Annotated in this window: 9 protein-coding genes; 4 read left to right on the forward strand and 5 right to left on the reverse strand. The window is 66.0% G+C overall.

The genetic code is table 11. The features are described from left to right. Nucleotides 1-50 precede the first annotated feature (50 nt). Together bioA and NMB43_RS13030 are read left to right on the forward strand one after the other, a co-directional pair. Nucleotides 51-1,376, forward strand: coding sequence for an adenosylmethionine--8-amino-7-oxononanoate transaminase (gene bioA / locus NMB43_RS13025; protein ID WP_494348595.1), 1,326 nt, complete (start codon nucleotides 51-53; stop codon nucleotides 1,374-1,376). Between the two features lie 217 nt (nucleotides 1,377-1,593). Further along, nucleotides 1,594-3,126 (forward strand): pectate lyase family protein, encoded by a 1,533-nt coding sequence (locus NMB43_RS13030; protein WP_494348596.1) that lies wholly within the window; start codon nucleotides 1,594-1,596, stop codon nucleotides 3,124-3,126. Between the two features lie 151 nt (nucleotides 3,127-3,277). Here NMB43_RS13030 and NMB43_RS13035 read toward each other — a convergent pair whose 3' ends face one another. After that, nucleotides 3,278-5,434: an SLC26A/SulP transporter family protein gene (locus NMB43_RS13035; RefSeq protein ID WP_494348597.1), complete on the reverse strand. Its 2,157-nt coding sequence runs from the start codon at nucleotides 5,432-5,434 to the stop codon at nucleotides 3,278-3,280. A gap of 379 nt (nucleotides 5,435-5,813) precedes the next feature. On the opposite strand from NMB43_RS13035, the gene NMB43_RS13040 reads away from it, so the two are divergent. Then, on the forward strand, nucleotides 5,814-8,936 hold the full coding sequence (locus tag NMB43_RS13040; protein ID WP_494348598.1) for an AAA family ATPase: 3,123 nt from the start codon (nucleotides 5,814-5,816) through the stop codon (nucleotides 8,934-8,936). A gap of 176 nt (nucleotides 8,937-9,112) precedes the next feature. Here NMB43_RS13040 and NMB43_RS13045 read toward each other — a convergent pair whose 3' ends face one another. Then, nucleotides 9,113-10,498, reverse strand: coding sequence for a hypothetical protein (locus NMB43_RS13045; RefSeq protein ID WP_494348599.1), 1,386 nt, complete (start codon nucleotides 10,496-10,498; stop codon nucleotides 9,113-9,115). A gap of 415 nt (nucleotides 10,499-10,913) precedes the next feature. Between NMB43_RS13045 and glsA the strand changes: the two genes are divergently transcribed. Beyond that, entirely contained in the window at nucleotides 10,914-12,734 is a 1,821-nt protein-coding gene (gene glsA / locus NMB43_RS13050; RefSeq protein ID WP_494348600.1) for a glutaminase A, read from the forward strand. A 69-nt stretch (nucleotides 12,735-12,803) separates the two neighbouring features. On the opposite strand, the gene flgJ is transcribed toward glsA, so the two are convergent. The 3 genes from flgJ to NMB43_RS13065 are packed head-to-tail and all read right to left on the reverse strand — an operon-like array spanning nucleotide 12,804 to nucleotide 15,523. Then, complete coding sequence (flgJ, locus tag NMB43_RS13055) at nucleotides 12,804-13,712, reverse strand: flagellar assembly peptidoglycan hydrolase FlgJ (protein WP_494348601.1); 909 nt, start codon at nucleotides 13,710-13,712, stop codon at nucleotides 12,804-12,806. 16 nt (nucleotides 13,713-13,728) lie between these two features. Further along, on the reverse strand, nucleotides 13,729-14,850 hold the full coding sequence (locus NMB43_RS13060; protein WP_494348602.1) for a flagellar basal body P-ring protein FlgI: 1,122 nt from the start codon (nucleotides 14,848-14,850) through the stop codon (nucleotides 13,729-13,731). A gap of 16 nt (nucleotides 14,851-14,866) precedes the next feature. Continuing rightward, on the reverse strand, nucleotides 14,867-15,523 hold the full coding sequence (locus NMB43_RS13065; RefSeq protein ID WP_494348603.1) for a flagellar basal body L-ring protein FlgH: 657 nt from the start codon (nucleotides 15,521-15,523) through the stop codon (nucleotides 14,867-14,869). Nucleotides 15,524-15,527 lie beyond the last annotated feature (4 nt).

A 15,527-nucleotide genomic window follows, 5' to 3' on the forward strand; every position in this document is an offset into this window, starting at 1 on the left:
TAATGGCGGCCTTCCGCCGTTCCTGATTTTTCCTGACCTCACGCCGCACCATGCCCTCCCTCCTCCAGCGCTCCCTCCACGCCGTCTGGCACCCCTGCACGCAGATGAAGCAGCACGAGACGCTGCCGCTGGTGCCCATCGTGCGCGGCGAGGGGCCGTGGCTGGTCGATGAAACGGGGCGGCGCCTGCTGGATGGCGTCAGCTCCTGGTGGGTGAACCTGTTCGGGCATTGCAACCCCTACATCAACCAGCGCCTGCGCGAGCAGATGGAGACGCTGGAGCATGTGATCCTGGCTGGCTTCACGCATGAGCCGGTGGTGCAGTTGTCGGAGCGTCTCGCGGCGCTGACCGGGCATGTGCTGGGCCATGCGTTCTACGCGTCGGACGGCGCATCGGCCACCGAGATCGCGCTGAAGATGAGCCAGCACTTCTGGCGCAACACCGGGCGCCCGCAGAAGAACCAATTCGTGAGCCTGGCCGGCAGTTACCACGGCGAGACGGTGGGCGCGCTGGCGGTGACCGACATCCCGCTGTTCCGCGAAGCCTATGCGCCCCTGGTGCGCGCGGCGGCGACGGTGCCCTCACCCGATGCACGCCAGGCGGCGCCGGGCGAGACGGCACGCGAGGTGGCGCTGCGCGCGGCAACCGAGTTGGAAGCGTGGTTGCAGCAACACCACGCGACGACCGCGGCGCTGATTGTGGAGCCGCTGGTGCAATGCGCCACCGGCATGGCGATGTATGACGCGGAGTATCTGCGCCGCGCACGGGCGCTGTGCAGCCAATACGAGGTGCATCTGATCGCCGACGAGATCGCGGTGGGCTGCGGCCGCACCGGCAGCTTCTTCGCGTGCGAGGCGGCGGGTGTGTGGCCCGATTTCCTGTGCCTGTCGAAGGGCATCTCGGGCGGCTATCTGCCGCTGTCGCTGGTGCTGACGACCGACACGGTGTACGCCGCGTTCTATGACGATGCGATGGCGCGCGGCTTCCTGCACTCGCACTCCTACACCGGCAACGCGCTGGCCTGCACGGCGGCGCTGGCGACGCTGGAGCTGTTCGAGCGCGAGGACGTGATCGCCACCAACCGCATGCGTGCCCAATGGCTGGCCGAAGCGGCCCGTCCGCTGGCGGCGCACCCGGCGGTTCGCCACCTGCGCCAGCAGGGCATGATCCTGGCATTCGACGTCGTCACCGAGGCGCCGGACTTCGCGCGTCGCTTCTTCAGCGAGGGTCTGGCGCGCGGTCTGCTGCTGCGCCCCATCGGTAAAACGGTCTACTGGATGCCGCCCTATGTACTGGACGAGGACTTGTGCCGCTTCCTCGGCGAGTCCTCCCAGCAAACGCTGGATGCTGCGCTGCGGCTAGAACGAAAGTCGTAGCTTTTGGTTTACCCGCACCAACCTGGAAAAGCGTGACACAGCGCACGTTTTGCACCGCAATAAAACAATAAAACCATCCAAAAACGAGAAATTTTCATTGATTCCTCGTCCGTCTTTCGGACAAACTGCGGCCGTCGAAGCTCGGATATGAGGTGGAGAGTTCAGGCTCCAAACCGGCTCGACGAAGGCAGTTCGTACAAAAGAAACGGAGACAAAGATGGAATTCAAGCTCAAGGCGCTTGTCGCTGGTATCGCCCTTGTTTCGGCCCAATCCGCGCTGGCGGTCAACACGGGTGGCTTCGCCACCACGGCGGGCGGTGATGTGTCCGGCGCCCTGGTAAAGAGCGCCGCCACCATGGAAGCCATGATCACCGAGATCGCCGCAGCCAAGGCTGCCGGCAAGCCGCTGATCCTGACCTACACCGGCAACGAAGACGCCTTGATCGCGCAGATGATCAAGGATCACACCAAGGATGCCTCCGGCAACTGCCCGAACCCGCGCTGGAACGAGGCCTACCGCAAGGTCGAGGTGAAGGAATTCACCGCCGGCCTGACCATCATTGGCGCCAACGGTTCTTCGGCCAACTTCGGCATTCCCATCATCAATTCCAGCAACGTCGTCATCAAGAACATGAAGATCGGCGCGCTGGCCGGTGCGAACAATGACGCCGACATGATCCGCGTCGACAACTCGCCGAACGTGTGGATCGACCACAACGAACTGTTCGCGGTGAACAACGAGTGCAATGGCTCGCCCGACGGCGACCTGACCTTCGAGTCGGCCATCGACATCAAGAAGAACGCGACCAACGTCACCGTGTCGTACAACTACATCCACGACAGCAAGAAGGTCGGCCTGGACGGCCACACCCAGAGCGGTGGCACGACCGACTACCAGCGCAACATCACCTACCACCACAACATTTACTACAACGTGAATGGGCGCGTGCCGCTGCAGCGTGGCGGGCTGGTGCATGCCTACAACAACCTGTACAGCAAGATCACCGAATCGGGCATCAACGTGCGGGCCAGCGGCAAGGCCATCGTCGAGCGCAACTGGTTCGAGAACTCGGTGGCTCCGCTGACCTGTCGCTATGACACGAATGGTTGCGGCACCTGGTACCTGGACAGCAACAACACGACCAGCAGCGCCAGCAATGCCACCTACGGTATCACCTGGACCAGCGCCGGCACGGGCGGCATCAACGCCGACACCTGGACCTCCACCCTCAGCGCCAAGCCCTCGCTGCCCTACACCTATGAGCCGGTCTCGGCCCAGTGCGTGAAGGACAAGCTGGCCCAGTACGCCGGCGTGGGCAAGAACGGCGCGCAACTGACGGCGGCCGCCTGCTCGGGTAGCAGTTCCTCCTCGTCCAGCAGCTCCAGCTCCTCCTCGTCCAGCAGTTCGTCGTCCAGCTCGTCCTCGTCGAGCTCCTCGTCGTCCAGCAGCTCGTCGAGCAGCTCCTCCAGCTCTTCGTCCTCCTCCTCGTCGAGCAGCTCCTCGTCGAGCTCGGGCGGCGGCACGGCACCGGTCCTGTCCGGCACGGGTGACTACCCCACCGGCTTCAGCAAGTGCTCGGATGAAGGTGTGACCTGCTCGGTGACCAAGGGCACTGGCTGGGTCGCATTTGGCCGCAAGGGCAAGTGGGTCTCCAAGTACGTCGGCGTGGGCAAGAGCATCGCCTGTACCGTGGCCGCCTTCGGCTCCGACCCCGGCGGCGCACCCAACAAGTGCTCGTACCAGAACTAAGCGGCACTTGAAGCAAGAAAGGCCTGCCACTCTGGTGGCAGGCCTTTTTGCTTTTGGGTGGCCGACAGATCCGCACTCCCGTGTTCGCCATGGGGCATGGCCAACTAAGCTTGCCCCGCCTCAGACAGGCGTGGAAAGCGGTTCGCCGCGCCTACGACAACCGCGAGGATGCGGAATCGTCGAGCCGTGCTTCGATCGACGGGCCGGTGCGCCCTGCCGCCGCGCGCGCAACCCAGTGCGACAAGTCGCTGGTCAGCGCACGCACGCGATCGGCCAGATGCAGTGACAGGTTCTTCAGCAGCTTGGCAGCCAGCGCGGGATGCTCGATGAGGAGCCGGTCGAACGCGTCGACAGACAGCTTCAAGGCGATGACCTCGGTCTCGGCGACGGCTTCGACGGAGCGTGTACCGCGCGCCAGGGTCGCCATCTCGCCGATGACGGTGCCCGGCGCAAACGAAGCCAGGCGACGCGCACTGCCCGGAATGCGCAGGCCGATGTCGCCCAGCAGGCTGACGTAGAGGCCATCGCCCGGGTCGCCCACCCTGAAGAGAATTTCGCCACGCAGGAAGCGCAGCCGGATCAGCGCGGGAGCCAGCACGGCAATCTCATCGGGGGTCAGCTCGCGTCCGAGCTGGGTGTCGGCGAGCGCAAGCACCCTCCCCGACCCACGCATCGGCATGATGCGGGAGAGCAGGCGTTCTTCGGCCTGCTCCAGCGCTTGATCAGTATGGTCAGTGAATGTCAGCGCCTTGCGCGCCGACAGCGGACCCGCTCCTTCGATCAGGGCCCGCCGCGCGTCACCCGCGGGCCATTCGGAAAAGACCAGTGTCCGTCCGGTGCGCTGCCAGTGCTCGGCTGTCTCGAACAGGATCCGTGCCGCCGTGACGTCGACCTCGGTGACCTGATGCAGGTCGAGGATCGCGGTATCGACCGCGGTCTCCAGTCTCTCCAGACGCGCTCGCAAACCGTCCGCGGTGCCGAAAAACAAGGAGCCTTGCAGTTCCAGCAGGGCGATCCGGTTGCCCTCTTTTGCAATGGCTTCGGCCAGCGCTGGAGGACGGGTTTTCAATGAACGGCGCGTCTGGCCGGTCCACTCATTGCGCACCACGTCGCGCATGTTGGCGCGCACGAAGAGCAGTACGGCGCAGGTCGCACCGATCAGGACCGCAGGCCCCAGGCCAAAGATCACCGCACTGAGGGCGACCGCGAGTTCAACCACCCAGTCGGCGAGCCGCAACTGCGGGGGCTGGCTTTCACGGTCCGCATCGACGGCACGTTGGCCGCGTTGCCGCCAGCGCTCCAGCGGCCCATGCCAGAACACGGGCGCCAGCATGCCGATGCCCTGCAACAGGAGCACGCCGCCAATGGCGCTGCGCGGCACCTGTCCCACCAGTTGTGGCGCACACAACAACAGTGCCAGCATCAAGAGGGCATACACGGCCACGATGTGGCGTTGATCCGGAATGCGGAGCACCAGCGCGAGGGTGCGCGGCATCGACGGCACCAACGGCTGTCCGACGACGAAGCCGGTCGCCACATTGGCCAGGCCCTGAGCGCACAGCTCGCGATTGGCATCCCGCGTACGGCGCAGGCGGCCATCCACCACCGAGGTGACGATGAGCGTATCCAGACTGCCCAGTACGGCGACGGTGACCGCATAGGTAGCGATCAGCGCCAGCAGCGGTGCGGTGAATACATCGGGTTGCAGTAGCAGGCTGGGGTCCAGGGCGATGAAGCCGCCCGCAGGAAGCGCCGGCTCTCCGGCCAGGGCGCCCGGGTCGACAATGTATGGCCAACGTCCCAGCACGAAGTGCAGCAGCGCTGCGGCTACGAGGCCAATGAGCACCGACGGCAGACGCTTGAACCAGAGTCCCGTCAGCCATGTGACCAGGAGTGCGCACACGCCAACAATAGTCGGGCCGAACTGTGGGTGGTCGAAGGTCGCACTCAGGCCGGTACCAAAGCTATGCCCCGTGATGACCGGCAACGCCGTGCTCACGAGCAGGAGCCCGACGCCGCTGGTGACGCCAGCCCGCACAGGATAGGGCGTGTACTTGACGATGCTGCCCAGCTTCAACAGGCCAAAACCCGCCTGCAGCAAGCCTGAGCAGGCAACGCCCAGCGCGCACAGGGCGAGCACCAGCGCGGGGGACGCCTGGCCTGCCGACGTCAGCATGCCGGACAGTGCCGTCACGAAACCAGCCGTCAGCAGTGACTGCGCGGCACGCGTGCCGCTGACCAAGCGCCCGCCACCGAAAATCGAAGCAATGATGTTGGCGATGACCGTACCGAGCAGGGCCAGCGCCATGGCGGCAGGCCCGAAGGCAGGCCCAAGCGCAGCGAATACCAACAAGCCATAGGCCGCATTCTCCGGAGCATGCTCCAGCGCACTCGAAATCGCGGAGGCTCCGGTCGCCAGCCAGGATCGGCAGCGGGGGATCAGACGGGAAGCCAGGCGATGTGGGGCGGAGAGGCTCATTTTCTTGCCGGCACGGGGTGCGGGTTGTGGGCCAAGCATAGTAAGGCTTTCGCCCACGCGCCGTCTGCCATGAACCCACGCGCCGTGTCATGGCAGCCAGGCGCTTGCCCGGAACAGGGGCCGCTGCTAGTCTCGATCAAAACGCCGCCTAGAGCGGCATGGCCAACACGGCCATGCAATCAGCACCGCCTTTGCTCAGGAACCCAACATGCCCTGCCCCCGCTGCCAAGCCGCCACGCCCCCCGGCGGCCGTTTCTGCATGCAATGCGGTGCGCCGCTGCCGACCGAGGAGGCGCCGCGCACGACGCGCCGGCAGATGACGGTTCTGTTCTGCGACCTGGTGGGTTCGACGGAGCTGGCGCAGCGCATCGACCCCGACGATCTCCTGCTGGCGCTGCAGCGCTACCACGACGTGGTGCGCCAGATCGCTGCGCGCTTCGGCGGCTTTGTGGCACGCATCATGGGCGACGGCGTCGATATCTATTTCGGCTACCCGACGGCCAATGAGGACGATGTCGCACACGCCTTGCATGCCGCGTTGGCAATCAACAGCGCAGTACCAAGCATCGAGGCTGCGCCGGGTGAGCCGCTGGCACTGCGCATCGGTCTGGCTACCGGCATGGTCGCGATCAGCGTGAGCCAGGGCGTCGCGGTGGCCGGTGCCACCCCGAATTTCGCCGCCCGCATCCAGGCGGCCGTTCCGCCCGGCTGCATCGGCGTTGCGCAAAGCACGCGGCGCATCGCCGGGGGGCAGTTCGAATTCGAGGAACTCGGCGAGCACACGCTGAAGGGCTTCGACCAACCGGTCGCAATCAGCAGCCTACGCCGTGCCTTGTCGCTGGACAGCCGCTCCGCCTGGCGCGGCCGCGACGCCAGCCTGCCGATGGTGGGCCGCGACAAGGAGCTCGCCCTCCTGCAGCAGCACTGGCAGCGCGTCGTCTCCGGCCATACCTGCGGTGCCCTGGTGATCGGCGAGCCGGGGCTGGGCAAGTCGCGGCTGATCACCGCGCTCGATCAGGCACTGCCCGCCCAGGGCCACACGTTGCTGCGCTTGCAATGCTCCCCGTTTCACATCAACAGCGCGCTGCAGCCTTTCGTGGAGCACCTGAAGACCGCAGCCGGCCTCACCGCCAGCGACTCGCCCGACGAGCAACTGGACAAGCTCGAAGCACAACTGGCCATTGCGGGCATCGAAGAGGCGCGCGAGTGCGCGCTCGTCGCCGCCCTGCTCGACGTGCCCTTCGGCGATCGCTACCCACCGCTGGCGATGCCGCCGCCCATGCAGTTGCAACTGACGAAGGAAGCACTGAAGCACTACTTCGCCGGGCTGGCGCAGCATCAGGTGGGGACGGTGAACGAACGCTCGCTGACGCGCTATTTCGTCGGCCTGGCCGAGCAGAGGGCGCTGCTGATCGTGTTCGAGGACCTGCACTGGATTGACCCGACCTCGCTGGAGCTGCTGGGCTTGCTGCTCGCCAATGGCGATACCGCGCCCATCCTGTTGTTGATGACGGCGCGGCCCGGCTTCGAAGCCCCCTGGCCGGACAGTGAGGACATCCTGCGCGTGAGTTTGCAGCGCCTGTCCGATGCCGATGCCGAGGCTATCGTCGCCCAGCAATCGGCGCATGTGGAGCTGCCAGCCCAGTGGCTGACCACCATCGTCGAGCGAACCGATGGCGTGCCGCTGTTCATCGAGGAAATGACACGCATGCTGCTCGAGAAGAAACGGGCTGCAGCCGTCGGTGACGGCACCGAGCGCGACGTGCCCGACACCCTGATCGACCTGCTGACCGAACGACTGGACAGGCTGCCACCCAATGGCAAGGCCATGGCGCAACTGGCGTCGATCATCGGGCGCGAGTTCGACCGCAGCCTGCTCGCCGCGGCCGCCGCTCCCGACGGCGAGGCCGCGCTGCACGATGGCCTCCAGGCCATGCTGGAAAGCGGCCTGGTGCAGCCCCTCAGCGCCGATGGCGAGCGCCTGGTGTTCAAGCACGCGCTGGTCGAGGACACGGCCTACGCCTCGATACCGCCGAAGCGCTGTGCCGAACTGCACGGACGGATCGCCACGGCATTGCTCAGCCACTTCAGCGATCGCATCGCACACCAGCCGGAACTCGCCGCACGCCATCTGAGCCGCGCCGGCAATGCATTGCAGGCGGCGCCCTGGTGGCAGGCGGCTGGCGGACAAGCGCTGTCGCGCGGAGCGCCGCGTGAAGCGGCAGGCCATCTGCGTGCCGGCGTAGACGCTCTGAAAGGCGCGCCCGCCGGGCTCGAACGCGACACGGCCGAACTGGGCCTGCTGTCGATGCTGGGGCCGACGACGATGGTCCTGCTGGGGCCGGGCAGCGCCGAGTTCGGCGCCGTGCAGGAGCGTGCCTATGGACTGAGCCAGGCCGTGCCCGGACAGCCGCGCCTGTTCCCCATCCTCTACGGCTGGTGCCTGTTCAACTGGGGGCGCGCCCGCCTGAGCACGGCGACCCGCCTGGTCGACCAGTTGCTGGAGGCCAGTACCGAGCGCCATGGCGACACCGAGGCCGCGATGGCCGCGAACAACATGGCCGGCATGGTGCGCTTCCATCTCGGCGAGGCGGACGCGGCGCACAAGCATCTGTCGCGGTCGACTGCGCTGTACGAGCCCCAGCGCGACGCCGCGCTGTACCCGGTCTATTTGATGGACTTCGGCGTCTTCGGTCGCTTCTACCTGGCGCTGGCGACGCAAGTCCTCGGCTTTTCCGACGCGGCGCGGCGCATCGCCGCCGAAGCGCTGATGCTGGCCGAAGGGCTGACACAGCCTCACACCATGGGCTTTGCCATGCTGGCCAACTTCAATACTGCAGTGATGCGCGGCGATACAGCCGAAGCGCTACCCATGGCCGAGCGCTGCATCGAGTTCTCCAGCCAGTTTGGCTTTCCGGAATTCATCGCGATGGCGCGGGTCGCGCGTGGTTGGGCGCTGGCCCACGGCCAGCAACGCTGGGCCGACGGGCTGGCCGACGTGCAGGCCGGGCTCGCGGGCTGGGCGCACACCGGCTTCGAGAACTGGCAACCCTGGTTCACCACGCTGGAGGCTGAAATCCTGTGCCAGCTCGGGCAAGCGGATGAGGCCCTGCAGCACATCGAGCACCAACTGGCGCGCATTGCCGCCAACGGCGAGTTGCAGTTCAAGAGCCCGCTACTGGCTGAGCGCGCCGCAGCCCTCGCTCAACGAGCCGGCGGACGTGACGAGGCGGGAGCGGAGTTCGACCGCGCCGAAGCACTGGCCCGGGAACAAGGCGCCGCCGGCTGGCAGGAACGCATCGCCCTGAGGCGGCGCCAGGTGCTGGGCTAAGGCAATGCTGAATAAGTCCGTCATCCCGCGCAAGCGGGAATCCACGTCGCCGCAAGGCGTTTTTTGTCACGTAGAAGTAGATTCCCGCTTGCGCGGGAATGACGAAATTGTGGCTTATTCAGCGTAGCCCTAAACACAAGGGGCGCGCAGCCAAGGCGGCGGCGCGCTCCGGCAGATCAATGCCCGGCCAGCGGATTGCGGATGAAGGCGTCCGTCTCAGCGGAACCGTTGGCGCGCATCAGCGCGAATGTCAGCATCATGTCGTAGTCAATGCCGACGATGCCCTTGCGGCCCTTGCCCGACAAGGCCATCGTGCCCGGACGGTTCTGGAACCACTGTGCCCACTGCGGCGAGCCCGGGTCGAAGAACAGGAAGGACTGCCCCTCCGGCGGAAAGACCATGTTCGGCGAGGGATACAGGTTGGCCACGAACGGGTACTGGGCCGCGCTGTGGCAACTGACACAACTGGTCGCCGCCAGCGGATTCTTGACGCCGAAGCGCTGCCCCGAAACGGTCACCGCGTTGTGCCGGATGCCGACGTCCAGCGGGCCGGCCAGACGGCCACCCCAGCCAAGCCCGTCCGTGATGAAGCTGGGCAAGCCCGAGTTGACCCAGGTTTCCTGCAGCACGCCGTTCGGCCCCAAACCGTTCGGATACTTGGCCAGCGCCGGATCGTTGCCCCACATGACGCCGATGGGGATCGCGCGGTCCCATACGGTCGCACCACTGGAGCGCGTGTCGTAGGCATAGGCGATGAACACCCAGCCGGTTGCTGGCGAGGCCACCTTGTCCTTCACGCGGACCGCCATCTGCAGGAAGCGCATCGGCGTGATGACCGGCGGTCTCTTCGTCGGGTCCGGATTGGACAACGAGGCCACGGTCGGTCGGTAGATATAGGAGATCGAGGAGTTCTTCAGTACCGGCCATTCGTCCTCGGTCAGGGTCGCGCCTTCCACCTTGACGACGATGGAGCCTTCGGGAAACTCGGCATTGGTGACATCCGGCTTGAAGGGATTCCGCCAGATCTCGCCCAGCTTGGCGGCGGCCACGTCGTTGTAATAGACGACGGCATGGTTCTGGAACGCCACCTTTGGCGGATTGGACGGATACGAATACGGCTGCAGTATCTGTCCGGTATACGAACCGAGCAGCGCCTCGCGACCGGATTCGGGGTCGATCTCCCCGTTGGCCATCGGCGAGCCCTGACCGCCCCAGGGCATGTCGTACCAGCCGGCCTGCTGCGGCGACCATTTCATCGGATCGTTGACCAGCCCCGACATGGTGGGGGTGATGAACCGTTTCATCGCCACCGCATAGGCGAGTGCGTTCTGCTTCGTCAGTCGGGTGGCGGGCCGCTGCTGCAACCACTTCGACGGCACGGGCGCCGCCGGATAGTCGTAGTTGCTGGGCCGGAACGTGCCATTCCAGTCCGCCTGCGGTGGATACACGGTGTTGTTTGCTGCGAATGGATCGGGCTGTGCCGCAGCCAAGGTGCCGGCGAAGAGCACACAGCCCACGCTGCCAACGACGCAGCCCCCGAGATGCGCTAGGCGAATATTCATCGGTCTTTCCTCTGTTGAGATCGTTATTAGAGGTGCTCAACGCAAGCCGGGCACCCTGCTTCCAGATTGCCTGCCAAAGATGGAAATCACAATCGCCAGCCAGGCGATTCGCCCCGGGCCATCAAAACCTGCAAGGCAGGGCTGCAACGCGGGCGCTCAGCGCCTCTGCACGGAAGATCCGCGTCGCCCGCAGAGTGGGGCCACCCCCGCCGGCGACACGCCTCGCCCCCTGCCCTGGATGAGCCTGCCACATCACTCGCAGGACACCAAGGGAGCATAGTAAAAAACCTTGCAAGGTGAAGGCACTGCCCACGCATCGCAGCGACCCACGCAATTCGGTGCGGCTTCTGTGAACACCCTCTAGCATGAAGTTTGCATCGCAGACGCTCGCGGCCCCCCAAACCTGAGACGCGCCATGAAATCACCCATACAGCTTTACCTGGAAGAGCTTCATCGGGAGTTGGCCAATGAACGTGGCGGAAAGCTCGCCGACTACATCCCGGAGCTGGCGCGCGTCGACCCGGAGCAGTTCGGCATCTGCCTCGTGACCATGGATGGCGTGTGCTACGCCGTAGGCGACACCGAGGCGCCCTTCACCATCCAGTCCATCTCCAAGGCATTCGTTTACGCGACTGCGCTGTCGGACCGCGGGCAGGAATACGTGGCCGGCAAGGTCGGGGTGGAGCCCAGCGGGGACGCCTTCAACTCGATCAGCCTCAACCCCCACACCGGGGCACCGCTCAACCCGATGATCAATGCTGGTGCAATCGCCTCGACCAGTATCGTCGCCGGCGCGACGCCCGCCGCACAGTGGCAGCGCATCGAGGCCGCCATGGCCGGCTTCATCGGCCACGGGGTGCAGGTGGACGAGGCCGTGTTCCGCTCCGAGAGCGAGACCGGCCACCGCAACCGTGCAATCGCCTGGATGCTGAAGAATTTCAACATCGTCGAAGGCGACCCGATGGCCAAGCTGGAGAACTACTTCCGGCAATGCTCGGTACAGGTCACCTGCCGCGATCTCGCCTACATGGCCGCCACGCTGGCCAACAACGGCACGCACCCGGTCAGCGGCGAGCGCACCCTGCCGTCCGAGTATGTGGAGCGCGTGCTGGGCGTGATGGCCACCTGCGGCATGTACGACTACGCCGGTAGCTGGCTGTACGAAGTGGGCATGCCGGCCAAGAGCGGCGTCGGTGGCGGCATCATCGCCGTGCTGCCCGGGCGCTTCGGCATCGGCGTGTTCTCACCGCGCCTCGACGAAAAGGGCAACAGCGTGCGCGGCATCGCCGCCTGCAAGCGCCTGTCGCGCGACATCGGGCTGAACATCTTCAACTGGACCTCCGCACCGTCGATTGCCCTTGGCCGGATCTACACCGACGCCAGCGCACCCTCACGCCGCCAGCACGCCAGCGAGGCGCGCGCCCTGCTCAGGGAACAGGCGCACCGCATCAAGTACCTCAGCCTGAATGGCTACCTCGCGGTGGATGGCATCGAATACGTGATCCGCCAGATGCGGCAACTGGCCGCCGAGACGCACAGCTTCATCCTCGACATGCATCAGGTCATCGGCATTTCGGAAAGTGCCGCGCGCCTGCTCAACCAGGCCCGCATCAGCTTCCGCGACGAGGGCATCGCGGTCGGCTTCTCGCGCATCCACAACCGTGCGCAGATCTCCGCGCCGCTGAGCCGCACCGCGCGCACTGGGCTGGGCTTCCTCAGCTTCGAAGACAACGACCTCGCCGCCGAGTGGTGCGAGAACCGCCTGCTCGGCGAGCTCGCCACCACCACCGGACAGACTGGCCAACTGAAGGACGCCAGGCTGTTCAAGGATCTGCCGGAGAGCCTGCTGGCCGAACTCGGGCGCATAGGCATCCCTCAGCAACATGCTGCCGGCGCGCCCATCCTCGTCTGCGGCGAAGAAAGTGACGGCCGCATCTACTTCATCCAGTCCGGGCAGGTGAGCGTGGTCGTGCCGCTCGAAGACGGCGCCACCCAGCGCATCTCCACCCTGGGCCCGGGCATGGTGTTCGGCGAGATGAGCCTGCTCGGCGCCAGCCGCCGCAGCGCCTCGGTGTTCGCCGACGTCGACAGCCGCTGCCTGGTGTTCTCGTCCACCGATCTGGATCAGATTTCGGCGCGCGACCCATGCTTCAGGATCAGTCTGCTGGAAGACCTCGCAAGCGACCTGGCCGACAAACTGCGCGTCGCCACGCAGTGGATTGCCGCGCTGGCTTGAAGCCGTGGCCGACGGTACCGAAGAGCTCAGGGAATGGGAGCCGCGCCGCCCCTCGGGCAGCCCAAAGCGTCAGGCGCGCGTCGAAGCAATCAGGCTCTGGCGCAGGGTGTTGCCGTTGATGACGCGGGTCAGCTTGTCGGCGTAGGCCGGGTCGGTAGCGTAGCCACCGGACTGCAGGGCGCGCGCGAAGCTGCTGGCGTCGTTGCTGCCGGCGACCTTTGCGTAGCGCGGCGAGCTTTGCATCAGACGCACGAAGTCCTGGAAGGATTCGGCATAGGAGCCGTAGGCGCGGAAGCGCTCCACGCTGGTCTGGGCCACGCCATTGACATACTCGGTGGTGACCGTGTCGACTGTCGGGCCGGTCCAGTCCTTGGTGGCTTTGATGTTGAAGAGGTTGTAGCTGGGCTGGCCGTTGGCGGCGCGGATCTCGCCCTTGCCCCAGCCGGTCTCGAGAGCGGCCTGGGCGACCAGGAAGTGCGGCGGCACGCCGAGCTGGCGCGCGGCGTCCTGCGCCTGCGGCCACAGCTTCTCGACGAAGCTGCGCTGGTCGCCGCTGGGCGTGACGGTAGCCGCCGGCGTGGTCTGGATGGCGTCGCCTGCCGCAGCGTCACGCGTGTTGGTTGTCTGCGGCAAGGCACCCGGGTTCTGGACGCCGGGCTTGAGGTCGTAGCTGGGCGGCACAGGGTTCGCGAGGCCCAGCATCTGGCGCTCCAGCGCCGCCGCCAGGCCCACCCCGCCACGTTGCGCCATGACACCGGCAAGCTGCTGGTCGTACAGGCCCTGGTAGAAGCGGGTGGCGTCGCTGTCCATCATGCTGTCGGTGGGCGCAGCCTCACGCATGGTCTTGAGCACGATCTGCAGGAACATCGCCTCGAACTGCTTGGCCGCAGCCTTGACGGCCTCGGGCGAGTTGTCGCGCGCGGCCAGCTTGAGGCCGTTGAGGCTGCGCGGGTCGAGGGTGTTGATCTGGTCGATCATGCGGGCCTCGCTTCGCTCAGATCACTTCCAGCTCGGCCCGCAGGGCGCCGGCGGCCTTCATGGCCTGAAGGATGTTGATCAGGTCCAGCGGCTTGGCGCCGACCGCGTTGAGTGCCTTCACCACGTCAGCCAGGTTGGCACCGGGCCGCACGCGCACGACGTTGGCATTGTCCTGCTTGATGTCGGCCTGACCGGTCTGGGTGACCACGGTCTGGCCTTGCGACAGAGGATTCGGCTGACTGACCTGGTTCTCGGTGTTCACCGACACGGTCAGGTTGCCATGCGACACCGCACATTCGCGCAGGGTGACAGCCTGATTCATGACCACCGAGCCGGTGCGCGAGTTGACGATAACCTTGGCGGCATCGACGTCCGGCACCACTTCCAGGTTCTCGATGCGCCCCAGGAAGGCCACCCGGTCGCTGATCTGCTGCGGCGCCTGCACGCGCACGCGGCGCGCGTCGAGCGGCATCGCGATGCCTGGCGCGATGAAGCCGTTGATCGCCTCGGCCACGCGTTGGGCGTTGGTGAAACCAGCCTGGCGCAATTCGTACATGACCCAGTCGGCCTCGCCCAGCACCGTGGGCACGGCGCGTTCGACCAAGCCCCCGGCCGGGATGCGCCCGGCCGACAGGTGATTGACGGTCACACTGGCGCCGCCCGCTGACGCACTGGCACCGCCAATGATCAGGTTGCCCTGGGCCACCGCGTAAACCTGCCCATCGACACCCTTGAGCGGCGTCATCAGCAGGGTGCCGCCCTTGAGGCTCTTGGCATTGGCCAACGAGGACACGGTCACGTCGAACTGCTGGCCCGGCTGGGCGAAAGGCGGCAACTCCATGGTCACCATCACGGCGGCCACATTCTTGAGCTGAAGATTGGTGTTGAGCGGCAGGGTTACGCCCAGGTTGCCCAGCATGTTGAGGATGCCCTGGGTGGTGAAAGGCGCCTGCGAGGTCTGGTCGCCGGTGCCATCAAGCCCCGCCACCAGACCGTAGCCGACGAGTTGGTTGGGACGCACGCCGGCCAGGGTGACCAGTTCCTTGATGCGCTCGGCGCGTACCGGAGCCATGCCGGCCCCCAGACACACAATGAGCAGACCAACAATCAGGCGACGCAGGCGGAACGACAGGGACATGATTCGGACTCCCGCCTCAGAACGGCGCGATGATCTGGAAGAAGCGCTGCAGCCAGCCCATGTTCTGCGCTTCGTCGATGTAGCCGGAACCGCGATATTCCAGGCGTGCGTCAGCCACCTGGGTGGACTGCACGGTGTTGGCGGTGGTCACGGTGTTCGGGTTGACCACGCCGGAGAGGCGGATGAACTCCTCGCCCTTGTTGATCGCGATCTGCTTCTCGCCCGAGACGACCAGGTTGCCGTTGGCCAGCACCTCGATCACGGTGACGGTAATGGTGCCGGTGAAGGCATTGTTGGCCGCCGCTGCACCCTTGCCGGTAAAGCTGTTGTCCGAGCTGCCGCTGACGTCGATGCCGGCCAGAAACTTGCCCGGCACGCCCGCCATGGTGGGCAGGCCGTAAGTCATCTCGGAAGAGCGCGTGGCGTTGGCATTGGAGGCCTTGCTGGCAGAGGTCTTCTCGACCAGGTTCACGGTCAGCACATCGCCCACGTAGCGCGCACGGCGGTCGTCGAACAAGGGGCGCATCTTGGCCGCGTGGTAGATCGAGCCATTGCTGGCCACCGCATCGGTGATCGGCGGGCGCACCGACATCGGTTGATGGGTCGCGGTCGGTGGCGTGGTCATGCAGGCGGCCAGGGGCAGCAGCATCAGGCAGGTGGTGAGCTTGTTCATGCGC

The sequence above is a fragment of the Uliginosibacterium sangjuense genome, from assembly GCF_059132465.1.

Bases quoted from the DNA above. Each gene is read 5' to 3' on its own strand.
- bioA (WP_494348595.1), top strand. From the start codon at position 51: ATGCCCTCCCTCCTCCAGCGCTCCCTCCACGCCGTCTGGCACCCCTGC.
- NMB43_RS13030 (WP_494348596.1), top strand. From the start codon at position 1,594: ATGGAATTCAAGCTCAAGGCGCTTGTCGCTGGTATCGCCCTTGTTTCG.
- NMB43_RS13035 (WP_494348597.1), bottom strand. From the start codon at position 5,434: ATGGCGCTGGCCCTGCTCGGTACGGTCATCGCCAACATCATTGCTTCG.
- NMB43_RS13040 (WP_494348598.1), top strand. From the start codon at position 5,814: ATGCCCTGCCCCCGCTGCCAAGCCGCCACGCCCCCCGGCGGCCGTTTC.
- NMB43_RS13045 (WP_494348599.1), bottom strand. From the start codon at position 10,498: ATGAATATTCGCCTAGCGCATCTCGGGGGCTGCGTCGTTGGCAGCGTG.
- glsA (WP_494348600.1), top strand. From the start codon at position 10,914: ATGAAATCACCCATACAGCTTTACCTGGAAGAGCTTCATCGGGAGTTG.
- flgJ (WP_494348601.1), bottom strand. From the start codon at position 13,712: ATGATCGACCAGATCAACACCCTCGACCCGCGCAGCCTCAACGGCCTC.
- NMB43_RS13060 (WP_494348602.1), bottom strand. From the start codon at position 14,850: ATGTCCCTGTCGTTCCGCCTGCGTCGCCTGATTGTTGGTCTGCTCATT.
- NMB43_RS13065 (WP_494348603.1), bottom strand. From the start codon at position 15,523: ATGAACAAGCTCACCACCTGCCTGATGCTGCTGCCCCTGGCCGCCTGC.